Below are 15,200 nucleotides of genomic sequence, written 5' to 3' on the forward strand. Positions count from 1 at the left end.
ATACTCTCCTCCTGGTAATCGTTTTTGTGGTTGAAAACATTGTACCATGTGGAGAGGAAAATGACCCTTTTTACACAATTATATGGACTCTATCGTTACGTGCGGATGATGGTGGTATTATCAGGTCGCCATTTATGGATTCGCTGGTACCTATTATTATGATCTTGTTCTTTATTCCAGGTTTAGTATACGGAATCGTGACAAAAGAAATTAAGAACGATAAAGATGTTGCTGACCAATTGTCTGATACAATGGCATCAATGGGAATGTTCATTGTCTTAGCATTTACAGCAGGTCAGTTCGTTGCTTACTTTAATGAAACAAACATGGGTCTTGTATTAGGTGTATATGGTGCTGAATTTCTAGAATCTGCTAATTTCACTGGAATTCCATTAATCATTGGATTTGTATTGGTTGTTGGTTTCATTAACTTATTTGTCGGCAGTGCTTCTGCTAAATGGGCAATGTTAGCGCCTGTATTTGTTCCAATTTTAATGGAACTTGGCTATTCACCAGAACTAACACAAATGGCTTATCGTATTGCTGACTCAGCAACAAACATTATTACACCACTGATGACTTATTTTGCGATTATTATTGCCTTTGCACAGAAATATGTTAAGAATATGGGAATTGGTACTTTGATTTCTGTTATGTTCCCTTATTCAATAGCATATTTAGTGATTTGGACATTAATGTTAATCGTTTGGATGTTACTAGGTCTTGAATTAGGCCCTGGTTCACCAATCATGTATACTGAATAATATTGTTTTTTTAAGCCTCTCCTGTATTGGAGGGGCTTTCTTTGTAGAAAAGGTTTAGTATTGTTTGGGGAAGTCGTTCGGGATTTTTCACTACAATGAGTCTTGTGTTTATGTTAGGATATGAAAGGCTAAGTTAAGATAGAAAGGGTTAATATATGTCGATACAAGAAGAAGTGCAAAAACGTAAAACATTTGCGATTATTTCGCACCCTGATGCAGGTAAAACAACGTTAACGGAAACGATGTTGCTTTTCGGTAATTTAATTCGGGAAGCTGGAACTGTAAAAGGGAAGAAATCGGGCAAATTTGCGACATCTGATTGGATGGAAATTGAGAAGCAACGTGGAATTTCCGTTACATCAAGTGTGATGAACTTTCCTTATGAAGGTTATGAAGTTAATATTTTAGATACACCAGGTCACGAAGACTTCAGTGAGGACACTTATCGAACGCTTACAGCCGTTGATAGTGTGGTCATGGTTATTGATTCGACGAAAGGAATCGAGGCACAAACGAAAAAATTATTTAAAGTTTGTCGCATGAGAGGGATTCCGATTTTTACGTTTTTCAATAAGGTTGACCGTGAAGGTCGTGAACCACTTGATTTAATGGAGGAAATTGAAGAAGTCTTAGAGATTGAAACGTATCCAATGAACTATCCAGCAGGTATGGGTAAACGCTTCTTAGGGACATTTGACCGTCAATCAAATGAATTCGTACGTTATTTACAGAATGGTGAGGAGGAGCGCGTACCTTATGATGAATTAGAGGCTGACGAGTATGCAGAATTACGTCAGCGTGAAGAGTTTCAGATGGCACAGGATGAAGTTGCGCTATTAGATGAAGCGGGCGAAAACTTTTCACTTGATGCAGTACTTGCAGGTGAGCAGACACCTGTTTTCTTCGGTAGTGCGCTTGCGCCATTTGGTGTGGAAACATTTCTTGATTCATTTATCGAAATGGCTCCAGCACCTGGTTCTCGCCAAACAACAGACGGCGTCATCCAGCCGACAGAAGAAGAGTTTTCTGGATTTATTTTTAAAATTCAAGCTAACATGAATCCGAATCATCGTGACCGAATTGCGTTCGTCCGAATCTGTTCAGGGAAGTTTACGCGTGATATGAGTGTAAAGCTATCTCGAACTGGTAAGACAATTAATTTAAATCAGTCACAGCAATTTGTCGCCTCGCAGCGCGGTACGATTGAAGAGGCGTATGCTGGTGATATCATCGGTATTTATGATCCGAATGTGTATCATATTGGTGATACGATTACTGAGAGTAAGACGGTGTTTGAGTTTGATGAACTACCTCAATTCCCACCTGAATTATATAAAACAGTGACGGCGAAAAATGTCATGAAGTCGAAACAGTTTTATAAAGGGATTGAACAACTTGTTCAAGAAGGTGCTATTCAGTTGTTTAAGAAATATCATACTGAATCATTTATTATTGGTGCAGTTGGACAATTACAATTCGATGTATTCCAATATCGCATGCAAAACGAATATAATTCAGAAGTGGTGTTAGAGGATATCGGAGAGCGAGTACCGAGATGGTTGAAACCTGATCAGGTTGATGAATCCATCTTTGACAGTCGTAGTACGCTTGTCCGTGATCGTGAAAATAATCCGGTCGTGTTATTCAAAAATGAATTTTCGTTAAACTTGTTTAAGGATCGTCATCCAGAGATAGATTTAATCGATCTTTATGAAGTGAATCAGTACGAACAAAACTAATTAAAGAAGTCGTAGCTAATAATAGCTGCGGCTTTTTAATTTGTGAAATTTACATGGTTTGTTAGGACAATAGGTTTAGTTTGCGTGGAAAACGTGTATATGAATAATAAGAAGATGAATTAGGCATTATATGATATAGAGATCTTTTTCATAATTGATTTATTTTCCGACCAATTATTTCATTCAGATCCTCTGAAAGACAGTTTAGTGCTTAAACTAAATTGGGAGCATGGGAGAAGTGCTTTGAAAATTAAGAGGAGGTTGTTATTATGAATGCTTTATTTAATCATGTTTTATTAGCGTATGATGGTTCTCCTGATAGCCAAAAGGCACTTGAGATCGCTGAAGGAATCACTAGACAAAGTGACGCCCGTTTATACTTAGTATTTGTTGAAGGACATGATCCATATAATCATCCAGCTCCATATGATAATGAAGCGCTTAATGATCCTAATCAAAACTTTCCGAATATATCTCAGATGAACTCTTATGAAGATGTCGAACGGTTAGCGGATAGTGTTATGGAACAAGCTAAGTCTGAAGTATCAAAAGATATTGATGTAAGGTTTGATGTATTAACAGGGCCGCCTGAAAGACGTATTATCCAATACTCTGAAGAGAATGATATTGATTTAATAGTGATCGGTAACAGAGGATTAGGTGGGGTGAAACGTTTTGTTATGGGGAGTATCAGCCATAAAGTCTCAAATGATGCTCATTGTCCAGTTTTAGTGACGAAATAGTCAAAAAAGCTTGGACCTTATAAATAGGCCCAAGCTTTTTTAATGGTTTATTGTTCCATCCATTCGTTAACTAATTCTTGGTTGTTCTCTACCCATGTACGAGCACCATCAATTGGTTCCTCTGCATCTTGAACAGCTGCCATTAGTTCACCAATTTGCGTGTCGTCCATCTTCCAGTTCTTCAACCATTGTGTGAATTCTGGGTATTCATCACCAAAACCTTGGCGTGTCGCGAAGTGTATCTTCTCAACGCCACCATAAGTTTCTTTTGGATCTTCTAAATATTTAAGGTCATGTTTAGCGAAAATACTATGTGGATTCCAAAGTGGTGCAACAATTGGTTCTTCGTTTTTAACTGCTTTGTCGATTGCTGCAATCATAGCAGGTTCAGAACTTGGCATTAGCTCCAATTCAAGGTCATACTCTTGAATCATCTCTTCAGTTACTTCCATGGTACCAGCACCAGAATCGAAACCAGTAATTTCGCCATCGAATTTATCAGCATTTTCATTTAAATCTTCAATACTATTAATATCTTCCATATATTCAGGTACAACAAGACCTACTTTAGCGTTATCATACCAAGTTGCTTCAGAGAAGAATACTTGATCTTCGTATTGATCTAGGTAGTTAGCGTCTTGAACGGGTAGCCAAACTTCTAATCCTAAGTCTAGTTCATCGTTTGCTAAAGCTTCCATTGTCGGCCCCATATCTAAGTTTACAAGGTCAACATTGTAGCCCTGTTCTTCTAAGATGACTTTCCACATGTTAGTCACAGCGATGTTTTCAGCCCAGTTGATTTGGCCCATTTCAATTGTCTCTTGGTTGACATCGCCTTCACTAGATTCGCTACCTTCACTATTTTCTTCTTCGTTAGCACCTTCTGATTGGTCTGATCCTTCAGGTGATTCCTCGCCGCCACATGCTGCTAGGACGATTAAAATCATACCTGTAAGGATTAGTAGTAATGCTTTTTTGTTAAAATGCATATGTGTTGTTCCTCCTCAGATTGTTAAAAATAAAGTTGATGTTATGTTGGCAAAGTGATTACAACCAATGTTGATTAGCATACATGATTCTGAATGTTTGTTCAACATTAGGTATGACGTGTTAATACGTCGATAAATAGTTTGCCATAAATCACCATCCTTCGAGTTGTTAAAAACGTTAAATTTTTTCTTTACAAAGTTTATAATAACATAGTCGGATATAATGTCAAACCGTGTCGGGGAATTTTTTGATTAGTAGGTTTAAGGTAGGTTGTTGATTGGGTATAACAAAGAATGTGAGATTCAAAAAGGAGGTCATTTATTTATGGGTAAAAAAGTAGCAGCTTTACTAACAGATATGGTAGAAGAGATTGAATTAACGGATCCAGCAGAAAAATTACGAGATGCTGGACATCAAGTTGATTTGATTGGAAAAGGAAAAGGTGAAACGATAAAAGGCAAGAACGGCCAAGAAATGACCCTTGATTATGGGGTTGATGACGTTGATGCAAGTGACTATGATGCATTATTAGTTCCAGGTGGTTTCTCACCTGATTTATTACGCATTGATGAAAAAAATGCAAAATTCGCACGTCAATTCTTTGAATCAGATAAACCAGTATTTGCAATTTGTCACGCACCACAGTTCCTAGTTGATACTGAACAATTAAAAGGTAAGACATTAACAAGCTTTGTGTCAGTGCGCAATGACTTACGCAATGCAGGAGCTAAAGTGGTTGATGAAGAGGTTGTAGTCGATGGTAAATTTGTAACGAGCCGAACACCTGATGATTTACCAGCCTTTAATCGCGAAGCATTAAAACAATTAGAAGGTTAAAAGTGAAAGGAGGGGGAAATCCTCTCCTTTTTCATATGGTTTGAATCTCTCAATTTATTTGATAAAATCGCTAATTTATGAGATTAGTACGTTTATTTATGAAATAAATTCTCTGATTTATGAGATAAACGTTTAGTTATTTGATAATTCAGTTGAGTTATGAGATAAATTCAACCAGAAATTAAATAAAAGATAGTGGAAATTAAATAAATAGAAAGTTCAATAGAAAACCCTACGCTAATGTTTCTTAGTGTAGGGTTACTTTAATGTCTTATTTTAATGACTTAGCTAGGAGGCGCTGAACCATTTTTCGAGTTAGAATGCGTGTGAAAGCAATAAGAAATTTATATCGTTTGCCAGGGATTGATACATTTTTCTTTTTGAAAAGGGCATGATAGCCAATTGAAGCGACGCGTTCTGGTGACATCGCTATATCGTTAAATGATTCACCCATGGATTGCATATTGGCTTCGTTGGCAAAGTTTGTTGCGGTTGGTCCAGGACATAAAGCAGTGACAGATAGATTACCTTTTTTCTGGAGTTCGGTGTTAAGAGATTCTGATAAGGATAATACATAAGCTTTCGTTGCTGCATATGCACTCATCGCTGGGGTAGGAACAAAGGAAGCGATGGACCCGATATTTAATATTCTTCCATATTGAGAACGGACCATATCTTGTCCAAAATAATACGTTAAATTAGTAAGCGCGACCATATTAAGCTGTAACATTTGGTTGAGACGATCTAGATCAGTCTCAAGGAATAAGTCTTCGATTCCAAATCCAGCATTGTTCACTAAGATATCGACGCGGTGCCCATCTTGCTGGACACGATCATATAGGGCTTTTGCTGCTTGGGGTTTGGCGAGGTCAAACGGGATAATCGTCACATTGGTGTGTGAGCTTAGTTCTGCTTTAACTTCTTCTAATTTATTTTCACTCCGTGCGACTAAAATAAGGTTTAAGTCATTTGCCATAAGTTTAGCGAGTTCGTAACCAATGCCACCACTAGCGCCAGTGATTAGAGCGGTTCTTGCCATGAATATTTCATCCTTTCATAAATACATTATTTAATAAGCGTAACACATCAAGTTCCTATAGTTCTTGTGATGTGTTTAGCCTGAGCAGTGACACTAGATGTCGTTTTGAAAAAGGTAGAAGACGTGATCTAAAATGTTTAAGCATTGCTAGTAAAGGATATATAAGGAATAGAATCCTGTAGGAAGGAGTTGAATAGTATGAGTCATGAATATCAAAAGATCCTAGTTGCATATGACGGTTCGAGTGATAGTATGAAAGCGATTCGTCAGGCAGAGAGCTTAGCAAAAGCTCATCATGCTTCCTTAATCGTTGTGTACGTTCATGATCAAAATACAAAAACGAAAGCAACAATGAATTCAGAACCCGTTTTTTCACATGGAGCTTCTATGATGCATAATACGACCAATTATGTGCCATATGTCCAATTCGGAGACTTTAACCCAACCGCTAATAAAGAATCGATTGGGAGTGAGGCACAGAAGCTATTAGGTGAAGTAGCTACAAAAATTTCGGATGATATCAAAGAAGTCCATTATGAAACATTAGTAGGTGATCCCGCTAAAACGCTTGTGCAATATGCAGAGGATCAGGATATGGATCTAATTGTATTAGGAAATCGTGGTATTAGTGGTCTTCGTCAACTTGTGATGGGAAGTGTCAGTAATAAAGTGGCGAACGAATCTAATATTCCTGTCTTAATTGCAAAATAGTAAGTATATGAGTGTAAAAGCTTGGCATTGTGCCAAGCTTTTACTATTTATTGAATCATAAATTCATTTCTGAATGAAAGTTGGAGTTATTTCCCGGGCTATAATTTGAATCACGGCTCTAAAGATTAAATAGTCAGGAGGGAAGCTTCAAAATTCTTATTGATTAAAAGGGATTAAAGCGTTTGAAGGCGAAATAGTGTTAAGAGATTAATGTGGAGTGTGTTTGGTGTGAAAAAATCAGTATTTGCACTGTTGATCGTTCTAGGTTTATTTGTAGGAATTTTGGTAAAAAGTATCTTAGAATGGTTGAACATTAGTTTTTCTGCGAATGTATGGGAATTAATATTTGGTGAACCAACTGTTATGTCAAAAATCTTAGTGTTTTTGCTGACAGTCTTGATTGCTTTTGCTGTTTTCTTTCCACTTTACAAAAAATACGTTAATTAAGGTTTATTCACAAAAATTTTGAAAAAAGTGGCCTTATTTATGAGATAATTGCATCAAGTTATTTCATAAATAACAAGATTTATGAGATAACTGAGTTAGGTTATGAAATAAATTCATGAATTTATTTCATAACTTCAAGAGCTAATCGTGTTATGAGTGTATCTATTTGGGGAATAGATACATCAGTTTGATGATACATAAGGAGGCGCAACTATTGATTTTCGCAATCATTGCATTAATTTTTGTTTCACTTTTCTTCTCGGGGAGTGAAACGGCTCTTACAGCAACCAATCGTATGAAATTACAAACACAAGCCCAAGAAGGAGATAAAAAGTCAGAAAAATTATTAAAACTGGTTCAAAAGCCAAATGAATTTATTACGGCTATCTTAATCGGTAACAATATCTCAAATATTATCTTGCCAACACTAGTTACGACAATGGCGATTCAATATGGATTTGATGTTGCGGTGGCGACAGCCATTTTAACGGTTACGATTATTATTGTCGCTGAAGTGATCCCGAAATCAGTAGCCGCTACGTTCCCAGATCGAATCTCTTATCTTGTGTACCCTGTGATTAAAACAGCTGTGGTTATTTTTAAACCAATCACCGTGATCTTAAATTGGTTAACCGATACGATTACGAAAGTGTTATCAAAAGGTGAAAAGCAGCAATATTCTTTTTCAAAAGAAGAATTCAAGGCAATGATTGATATCGCGGATTCAGAAGGAACGTTTCGGGACGATGAATCTTACCGCATTAAAGGGGCCTTGGATTTTCAAAACTTAAACGTAAAAGATGTTCTTCAAACCCCACGTGTTGAAATTGTATCACTTGATGCGGATGCTAAGTTTGAAGATGTACGGGAGATTGCAATTCAACATCCTTATACCCGTTACCCGATTATTGCTGATGACATTGACCATATTATAGGGGTTTTTCACTCGAAATTCTTGATTCATTGGTCAATGGAACCAGAAAACTCACTTGAATCATTCAGTGATATGGATCCACTAATTACGTATGAGTTTCAGTCGATTGAGCATGTGTTCCGTGAAATGACGAAACATAATAAACACTTTGCAGTTGTTTTAGATGAGTATGGTGGAACAGAAGGTATTGTGACACACGAAGATATTATTGAAGCCATGATTGGAATGGAAATCGAAGACGAAAATGACGCCGATAATGATTCCATGGTCGAAAAACTTTCTGAAACGGAAATTATTTGTGACGGAAAAATTCCATTAAGACGATTGAATTCAATTTTCAATACTGATATTCCAGAAGAAGAGGACGTCTTATCAGGTTATTTATTAACAGAAATGAATCGTTTTCCAGAAGAGGAAGACGTCATTGAACGTAATAATTTAACCTTCAAAATTTTAGAAACAGAAGACAGATCCATTCGTAAAGTCCAAATAGTGAAATAAAGAAAGAGCCATTTAGCACAGCTAAATGGCTCTTTTTTGTTATCAGTGAGGACATTGTTAAACAAACTTGATAATTTGTTAGACAGTTCTACTTAATTATGAAATAAAGTGGTGAGATTGTTTAACAATCTCAATTAAATGTTAAAAAACCCGGCTAATTAAACGTTAGCTTAATTAGCCGAGCAACTATTAAAAGAGATTTAAAAAGCGATCCCAAATTGATTGATCTTCATTTGTTTGTTCAGATTCTTCTTCAGGTTCTTCCATTTCTATTTTTTTAGTTTGCAATGTGAACTGAACAGATTCAATTCGATCATTGTTTTTCTCAGAGACGAATGATTTCATTTCAAAATTATCAAAGTCATAATCGCTCATCATACTATCGATTTCACTTTGCATTTCTTCAGGTAAGTCACTTGTTTGATCCCGTAACTCACGAGAACCATCGCGCAATTCATTTGATCCACTATAAATGTCGCTAAGTCCAGATTGTAAGTCACTCACGCCACTATGAACAGAAGGATAGGAATTAGCTAATTCCCCGACACCATCTGTATAGTCAACTAATCCAGAATGGAAATTGCCATATTCAGATGATAATTGAGCTAAACCTTCTTCTAGTTCAGCTAGTCCACTAGCTGGGTCAGCATTATTTAATTCTTCAGCCATCGTTCGCAATTCACTTGCGATGTTACCTAATTGACTACTTGTATCTTCTAATGCTGGGCTCACAGCGTCAAATGCTTCACTAACCTCTTGATAAGTGCCTTTTGTTGTTTGAGCCGCTTCATAAGTGCTGATCAATGTGTCGACTACTTCTTCATCAGCATCACTTTGTTTTAAACTTTGTAATTGTTCTTCGCTCAGTTGTGAATCAGGAATCTCTTGAATGGCTCCGCTGAGCTCATTATATGCTTCTGAGTAATTATTGCGCAAATCATCTAATCCCGTAGCAGCTTCATCTAATCCACTGGCTATTTCTTCTAAGCCTGTTGCCATCTCGCTCAAGCCATCACCAGACGTGTCTTGGTTGGCTAAATTTTGATGCATCTCATCAATGCTGGATTGAATTGATTCAGATCCCCCAATAAGATCACTAGAACCACTATTTAAATCACGTAAACCATTTAAAACACTGGCTGAACCATCACTTAAATCACTAGCGCCATTATTTAATTCATTTAAGCCATTATTGAGTTCAGAGACACCATCGTGTAATTCTGCAACGCCATCTGATAATTCTTCCATATCACCAGTCATATCACTTGTGTTAGGTTGTTCGACAGACATTGAAGCTGGTAGTGCTGAAATACTAAATCCATCAAATTCAAATGATTCAGCTTCAGCTTCTAATGTTACCGTTTCTTCATCACCTGGCATCACTGTAAAAGAAACTTGTTGATCCTGACCAACACTGGCTACTGTACCATCTGGTGCTGATATGTTACTAAAAATATCGGAATTCATTGTGGCAGAGACTTGAACCATGAAATTTTCAGTAAAGACGTCTCGAGCTGATTCACTATGATTAACATCGACAGACATCGTAACTGTCCCGCTTTCACCAACAATGTCACTCGGTTCAACCATTTCACCATCTAGTTTATAAGTGACATCAAATGTCCACGGCAACGACTGATCATTCATATCACCTCGATAATAGAATGGATCTTCTGTTGCTGGTAAAGACAATTCATTGTCATTACTTGTAATTTCATCAACTGTTGAAAGGTTCTCAGTCGAATCATAATTCCCGTAATCAGTGATGGTACCTTTTTCATTTATGTTAAATTCATTGACAACGTATAAGCCATCTTGTTCACCACTCGCGTTTAATGTAGCGTAGATCACTTCATGTTTTTCACTATAACTGCCTTCTTGTTCTGTTGCGGCAAATGTTTGGCTCGCTGGATAGATCAGCAAGCCTATAGCCGCTGTCACTGCGATTGTTTTACGCATCATGAGATGCCTCCTTTTTAGAAGATCTTAACCTTAAACGATCGGTTATAAGCAGTAAAGCCGGCAGTAAGAAGACAACCGACAAGAATGCTAATAACGCGCCTCGGCCTAATAATAGACCAACAGATCCTACGATTGGATTACTGGATGTCAGCCATAAAATAAAGCCGACACTAGATAAAATTGCAGCCGAAACAAAAATGGCAAAGATCTTACCATCAATTGTTTGAATAATCGCTTCTTTAGCCGGTAAGGTTTGGCGCAAGCGATTATAATTCTCGGTAAATAAAATACCGTAGTCGACAGTCGCTGCGAGTTGGACAGTACTGACAATCAAATAACCAACAAAGACAAGTTCTGAGTCCATGAAATATGGAACTGATAAGTTAAACCAAACAGCCGATTGTATGGTAATTAATAAGACAACAGGGAAGATTATATTTCTAAAGGTCACGATTAACACAGTTGCGACTGCTAGAACTGTCAGCCAATTAACAAGCGTATTATCTCGCTCTACGGTATCCTTGATGTCGTATAAAGTGACGCTTTCACCGAGAAGTTCGGCCTCTTCTCCATAATATTGATCACCAATTGTTCGGACTTCCTCAACGAGACTGAATGCTTCTTCACCTTCTGTAGGTGTGTCTGTATGCAAGGTGATTCGGCTATAATTTTCAGAATAAAAGGCTTCCGTCTGACTTTCGTCTAAATACTCTGATGGAATAGTTGGTCCGATTGTATTCACGTAACTTTGGACTGTATCAACAGCATTTAAGTTTTCTAAATCATTCACAAGCTGTTCTTCTGAAGCAACATCGCCTCTAGGCACTAACATGACCATAGGGGTATTCTGACCAAATTGTTCTTCTATTTGTTCTTGGTCGGCACCCAATCTTGATGAATCAGGTTGTTCACCAATTCCATAAATGAAAGATGTTTCACTTTGGCCGAGAAAAGCCGGAACAATCAAGATAGCCACTAAGATTAGGACTGGAATTCTTACTTTTAATACCCGACGCCCAATATTTTTGAAAGATGGGACAATTGGTCTATGCTCTGTTTTATCAATCCATTTGTAAAACATTAATGTCAGAGCTGGTAAGAAGATCATGACACTGATGAAACTGAAGACAATCCCTTTTACAAGGTTTACACCTAGGTCAGCACCGATTTCAAAGTTCATAAATGTGAGTGCAATAAAACCAAAGAATGTCGTTGACGCACTTGCTGCAATCGCTGGGAATGAACGTTTCATCGCTAGCCGCATCGCTTCATATGGCGAAGATGTTTCTTTCCGATAATCGGAGAAACTGTGTAACAAGAAAATCGCATAGTCAAGTGAGACGGCTAATTGAAGAATCGGTGCGACGGATTGTGTGACAAAGGATATTTCACCGATAAAAATATTTGAACCTAGATTGATTAAGACAGAAATGCCGATCGCTGTTAAGAAATAGACTGGTTCTGCCCATGAGTTAGTAGAAAGCACAAGAATGATGATGATAATCGGAATAAGTATGGCAGCCGCATACATCGATTCTTGACCTGTCATTTTTTGAGAAGTCGCAGTGTCAGCTGCTTCTCCGTCTAACGCATTATCTTCACCGATTAAGGCATAGATCTCATCAGTTGCTTCAACTTCTTTCCCTTCTTCAATGGTTACTTGAAATAGGGCGGACTGTTTATCATAATATTGTTCAACTGTGTCTTGATCAGCCATTTCAAGCGGTTGTTTTAAGTCGATTAAGTCATCTAACCAATCAACATTAGACACGCCATTAATAGTTTCTAAGTTTTCTTTGTATTTAAGCGCTTCAGGAATAGTGACATCTTCCACCATGACGCGCGCATTGGCAGTAGGTTCGTCGAATTCAGCTTCCATCGTGTCTGTTGCTTGCATCGATGGAGCCTCATCAGGTAAATAATCCATCATATTGTAATTGACCGACACAGCAAACTGCGCAATTGTACTAGCAATGGCGAGAATGATAAATGTCCAGACAACCGATTTTTTATGTTTGAGTATCTTATTTGCGAGGTCGATTGGTCTCATTCCTTTCTTGCATTGAATCTTAATCCACTTTATCATTATATGGACACGGTGTTGGATATTCAACAAACAGATTTCAACTTCGTGTTAGATATCCAACATTACGTTGGATTGATGTTGGATTTCAACAAAATTGTCATAAAAGGATGAAGATCAATGGGCGAAAAACTTGATCGTCGTAAGCAATATACTCGCAAAGTGTTAAAAGAAAGCATGATCGATATGCTAAAACAAACATCGATTAATCATGTGACAGTTAAAACGTTGTGTGAAATGGCTGATATCAATCGGTCAACGTTTTATACACATTACCGCGATCCATATGATTTATTGATGACGATAGAAGATGAAATTATAACGGACTTGAAAAATTATTTGAATAGTTATAGTTTCGATCAAGATGAAGAATCCCGACTAATGACGAAGAAATTACTCGAATACATTGAGGATATGCCGGAAACATTTCGTGTTTTGTTAAATGAAAATAGTGATCCAGCTTTTGAGAAGCGGGTTATGAATGTTGCGCATCAGTTTGTCATGAGCAATACGTATGATCTAGATGAAACGGTGTCTGATTACTATAGTACGTATATTATTAGCGGAGCTATCCATGTGATTAAAGCTTGGATTGCCGCAGAGAGACCTGAGAGTACGGAAGAAATGGCGCATTTAATCCATGCGTTTGTGAACGGGGGAACGCCTGAAAGGTAATGGTGATGGAAGTGGATGAGACGTATTAATTATTCGTTTCATCCACGTTTAATTGATTCGTTGAAGTCTTAATAGCTTTCTCTGTTGAATCGAGATAGACATCTAAATAGGTGTTATCAGTAAATTTAATGACTAGTGCAAAGTTATTAACGGCAACTTCTTCAACAATTTTGCCTTTTAATTGGTCTGTTGTTACTGCAAAATCATGATGCGACATTAAATCATCTCCTTTTTTTTTAATTAAGTATACACTTAACTTGATGTTAATCAAAGAGGACCGAGAGTGATTCTAAAACAATCCTAAGATGTAAAACAATGTACAGACTTTTTCTATCAGTTCCTTGTTTTTATTCATAACAATCTAAATATTATCGAAACAAGCTCATTTTTCTGGAAATATGTTAAAATGTCCTTTGGTTTAATTGAAGGAGGACTTATAAATTGTTTAAAGTTATACAATGGTTTATCTTTTTACTCGCCAATGCCGTCGCGATTCCGATCGTCATTGGTTCTATTTTTGATATGGACACGACTGCTATTATGCAGCTTATGCAACGGACATTTTTCATTGTCGGAATTGCTGGTTTTCTTCAAGGATTGATTGGACATAAACTACCGATCGTTGATGGACCTGCTGGATTATGGGTTTCCACGTTTTCCGTTTTCGCAATAAGCGTTGGAACAACTGGACAGGCAGGTGTTGAAGCCTTTCGTTTACTTGAAGCGGCGATGATTTTAACTGGAGCATTTTTAATGGCATTCGGTTTATTTAAAGTGTCTGGTAAAGTCATCGGATTGTTCACACCACTCGTCACAGGGGTATTTTTAACCTTACTCACATTTCAACTAAGTGGAACCTTTTTAGAAGGAATGCTTGGGCTTAGCAGTCAAGCAACACAGATTAATTCTGGTCAATTTGCGATCGCTATGGTGACATTTAGCTCAGTCTTAATTCTATCGATCTTTTTCACTGGTTGGATGAAGAGCTATGCTGTATTACTCGGTATTTCGCTCGGGTGGTTATTATTTGTCATCTTTTTCGGTACTGGTGATATGCTGGCTAGTCAGGCCCCTATTATGCAAATGCCAGAAATGTTCGCTTGGGGTGCGCCTAAGTTTGAATGGAGTGTGGTTCCAATCGCGATATTAACGGCATTCATTTTGCTTTCCAATATTGTTGCAGCTCTTTCTGCAACATCTGACGTTATTGATGGCCATTCGAATTTCAGCCAAACACAAATGAATCGTGGTAGCTTTACGCTTGGTATTAACCATGGTATTTCAGGGATGTTTTCAGGTGTGGCAGTTGTTCCACTAGCATCTACAGCTGGATTTATCCAATTGACAGGCCAAACGAAAAAAGGCCCGTTCATCTGGGCCTCAGCTTTATTAATGATTGTATCATTTTTCCCGGTCGTTATAGCCTTTTTAGCAATGATTCCGTCACCGATTGCAAATGCGGCTTTACTTGCAACATTTGTACAATTGATGGGACTGGGTTTGCGAAATTTATTCGCAGAACCACTATACGAGCGTCGTATGACCATTATTACCGTTTCGATGTTATTAGGTGGAGGTCTAATGTTTATTCCACCTGAAAGTTTCGCTCATTTACCTGAGACGATTAAACAAGTTGTTAGCAATGGATTATTAGTGGGTACGATTATCGCCGTTGTTCTTGAAAAGATTTGGAAAACAAGTGAATAATATAAATTAATCGTCAATTCTATGATTGGCGATTTTTTATTAATGATCAGCATATAATGAAAATAATC

14 protein-coding genes are annotated in these 15,200 nt (G+C 37.5%); 9 read left to right on the forward strand and 5 right to left on the reverse strand.

What is annotated here, in order from left to right:
- The 3 genes from J2S77_RS09855 to J2S77_RS09865 all read left to right on the forward strand — a co-directional run.
- A partial coding sequence (locus J2S77_RS09855; RefSeq protein ID WP_306976897.1) for an AbgT family transporter occupies positions 1-764 on the forward strand: 764 nt, incomplete at its 5' end.
- 155 nt (positions 765-919) lie between these two features.
- On the forward strand, positions 920-2,503 hold the full coding sequence (locus J2S77_RS09860) for a peptide chain release factor 3 (protein WP_306976899.1): 1,584 nt from the start codon (positions 920-922) through the stop codon (positions 2,501-2,503).
- A 269-nt stretch (positions 2,504-2,772) separates the two neighbouring features.
- Entirely contained in the window at positions 2,773-3,246 is a 474-nt protein-coding gene (locus tag J2S77_RS09865) for a universal stress protein (protein WP_306976901.1), read from the forward strand.
- A 47-nt stretch (positions 3,247-3,293) separates the two neighbouring features.
- On the opposite strand, the gene J2S77_RS09870 is transcribed toward J2S77_RS09865, so the two are convergent.
- Positions 3,294-4,235, reverse strand: a complete 942-nt coding sequence (locus tag J2S77_RS09870; RefSeq protein ID WP_306976903.1) for a glycine betaine ABC transporter substrate-binding protein — start codon at positions 4,233-4,235, stop codon at positions 3,294-3,296.
- A 325-nt stretch (positions 4,236-4,560) separates the two neighbouring features.
- On the opposite strand from J2S77_RS09870, the gene J2S77_RS09875 reads away from it, so the two are divergent.
- Complete coding sequence (locus tag J2S77_RS09875; protein WP_306976905.1) at positions 4,561-5,073, forward strand: type 1 glutamine amidotransferase domain-containing protein; 513 nt, start codon at positions 4,561-4,563, stop codon at positions 5,071-5,073.
- 271 nt (positions 5,074-5,344) lie between these two features.
- Here the strand turns inward: J2S77_RS09875 and J2S77_RS09880 are convergent, their stop codons facing one another.
- Positions 5,345-6,112, reverse strand: a complete 768-nt coding sequence (locus J2S77_RS09880) for an SDR family NAD(P)-dependent oxidoreductase (protein ID WP_306976907.1) — start codon at positions 6,110-6,112, stop codon at positions 5,345-5,347.
- A 198-nt stretch (positions 6,113-6,310) separates the two neighbouring features.
- On the opposite strand from J2S77_RS09880, the gene J2S77_RS09885 reads away from it, so the two are divergent.
- The 3 genes from J2S77_RS09885 (at position 6,311) to J2S77_RS09895 (ending at position 8,705) form a co-directional block, all read left to right on the forward strand.
- On the forward strand, positions 6,311-6,823 hold the full coding sequence (locus J2S77_RS09885; protein WP_306976909.1) for a universal stress protein: 513 nt from the start codon (positions 6,311-6,313) through the stop codon (positions 6,821-6,823).
- A gap of 228 nt (positions 6,824-7,051) precedes the next feature.
- Positions 7,052-7,270 carry a hypothetical protein gene (locus tag J2S77_RS09890; RefSeq protein ID WP_306976911.1) on the forward strand — a complete coding sequence of 73 codons (219 nt, stop codon included), beginning with the start codon at positions 7,052-7,054 and terminating at the stop codon, positions 7,268-7,270.
- 214 nt (positions 7,271-7,484) lie between these two features.
- Complete coding sequence (locus tag J2S77_RS09895) at positions 7,485-8,705, forward strand: hemolysin family protein (protein ID WP_306976913.1); 1,221 nt, start codon at positions 7,485-7,487, stop codon at positions 8,703-8,705.
- 189 nt (positions 8,706-8,894) lie between these two features.
- On the opposite strand, the gene J2S77_RS09900 is transcribed toward J2S77_RS09895, so the two are convergent.
- Both J2S77_RS09900 and J2S77_RS09905 read right to left on the reverse strand, forming a co-directional pair.
- Positions 8,895-10,667 carry a YhgE/Pip domain-containing protein gene (locus J2S77_RS09900; protein WP_306976915.1) on the reverse strand — a complete coding sequence of 591 codons (1,773 nt, stop codon included), beginning with the start codon at positions 10,665-10,667 and terminating at the stop codon, positions 8,895-8,897.
- On the reverse strand, positions 10,657-12,717 hold the full coding sequence (locus J2S77_RS09905) for an efflux RND transporter permease subunit (protein ID WP_306976917.1): 2,061 nt from the start codon (positions 12,715-12,717) through the stop codon (positions 10,657-10,659). The genes J2S77_RS09900 and J2S77_RS09905 overlap by 11 nt, the downstream gene beginning before the upstream one ends.
- A 153-nt stretch (positions 12,718-12,870) precedes the next feature.
- On the opposite strand from J2S77_RS09905, the gene J2S77_RS09910 reads away from it, so the two are divergent.
- Positions 12,871-13,425 carry a TetR-like C-terminal domain-containing protein gene (locus J2S77_RS09910; protein WP_306976919.1) on the forward strand — a complete coding sequence of 185 codons (555 nt, stop codon included), beginning with the start codon at positions 12,871-12,873 and terminating at the stop codon, positions 13,423-13,425.
- Positions 13,426-13,450: 25 nt separating this feature from the next.
- Here the strand turns inward: J2S77_RS09910 and J2S77_RS09915 are convergent, their stop codons facing one another.
- Complete coding sequence (locus tag J2S77_RS09915; protein ID WP_306976921.1) at positions 13,451-13,642, reverse strand: hypothetical protein; 192 nt, start codon at positions 13,640-13,642, stop codon at positions 13,451-13,453.
- A gap of 224 nt (positions 13,643-13,866) precedes the next feature.
- Here J2S77_RS09915 and J2S77_RS09920 point away from each other — a divergent pair, with 224 nt between their 5' ends.
- On the forward strand, positions 13,867-15,132 hold the full coding sequence (locus J2S77_RS09920; RefSeq protein ID WP_306976923.1) for a purine/pyrimidine permease: 1,266 nt from the start codon (positions 13,867-13,869) through the stop codon (positions 15,130-15,132).
- The last annotated feature ends 68 nt before the right edge of the window (positions 15,133-15,200 follow it).

This window comes from Alkalibacillus salilacus (assembly GCF_030812915.1).
Classification (GTDB): domain Bacteria; phylum Bacillota; class Bacilli; order Bacillales; family Alkalibacillaceae; genus Alkalibacillus; species Alkalibacillus salilacus.

Coding starts and splice junctions, on each gene's coding strand:
- J2S77_RS09885 (WP_306976909.1), top strand. CDS start 6,311: ATGAGTCATGAATATCAAAAGATCCTAGTTGCATATGACGGTTCGAGT.
- J2S77_RS09900 (WP_306976915.1), bottom strand. CDS start 10,667: ATGATGCGTAAAACAATCGCAGTGACAGCGGCTATAGGCTTGCTGATC.
- J2S77_RS09915 (WP_306976921.1), bottom strand. CDS start 13,642: ATGTCGCATCATGATTTTGCAGTAACAACAGACCAATTAAAAGGCAAA.
- J2S77_RS09875 (WP_306976905.1), top strand. CDS start 4,561: ATGGGTAAAAAAGTAGCAGCTTTACTAACAGATATGGTAGAAGAGATT.
- J2S77_RS09905 (WP_306976917.1), bottom strand. CDS start 12,717: ATGAGACCAATCGACCTCGCAAATAAGATACTCAAACATAAAAAATCG.
- J2S77_RS09865 (WP_306976901.1), top strand. CDS start 2,773: ATGAATGCTTTATTTAATCATGTTTTATTAGCGTATGATGGTTCTCCT.
- J2S77_RS09910 (WP_306976919.1), top strand. CDS start 12,871: ATGGGCGAAAAACTTGATCGTCGTAAGCAATATACTCGCAAAGTGTTA.
- J2S77_RS09880 (WP_306976907.1), bottom strand. CDS start 6,112: ATGGCAAGAACCGCTCTAATCACTGGCGCTAGTGGTGGCATTGGTTAC.
- J2S77_RS09860 (WP_306976899.1), top strand. CDS start 920: ATGTCGATACAAGAAGAAGTGCAAAAACGTAAAACATTTGCGATTATT.
- J2S77_RS09870 (WP_306976903.1), bottom strand. CDS start 4,235: ATGCATTTTAACAAAAAAGCATTACTACTAATCCTTACAGGTATGATT.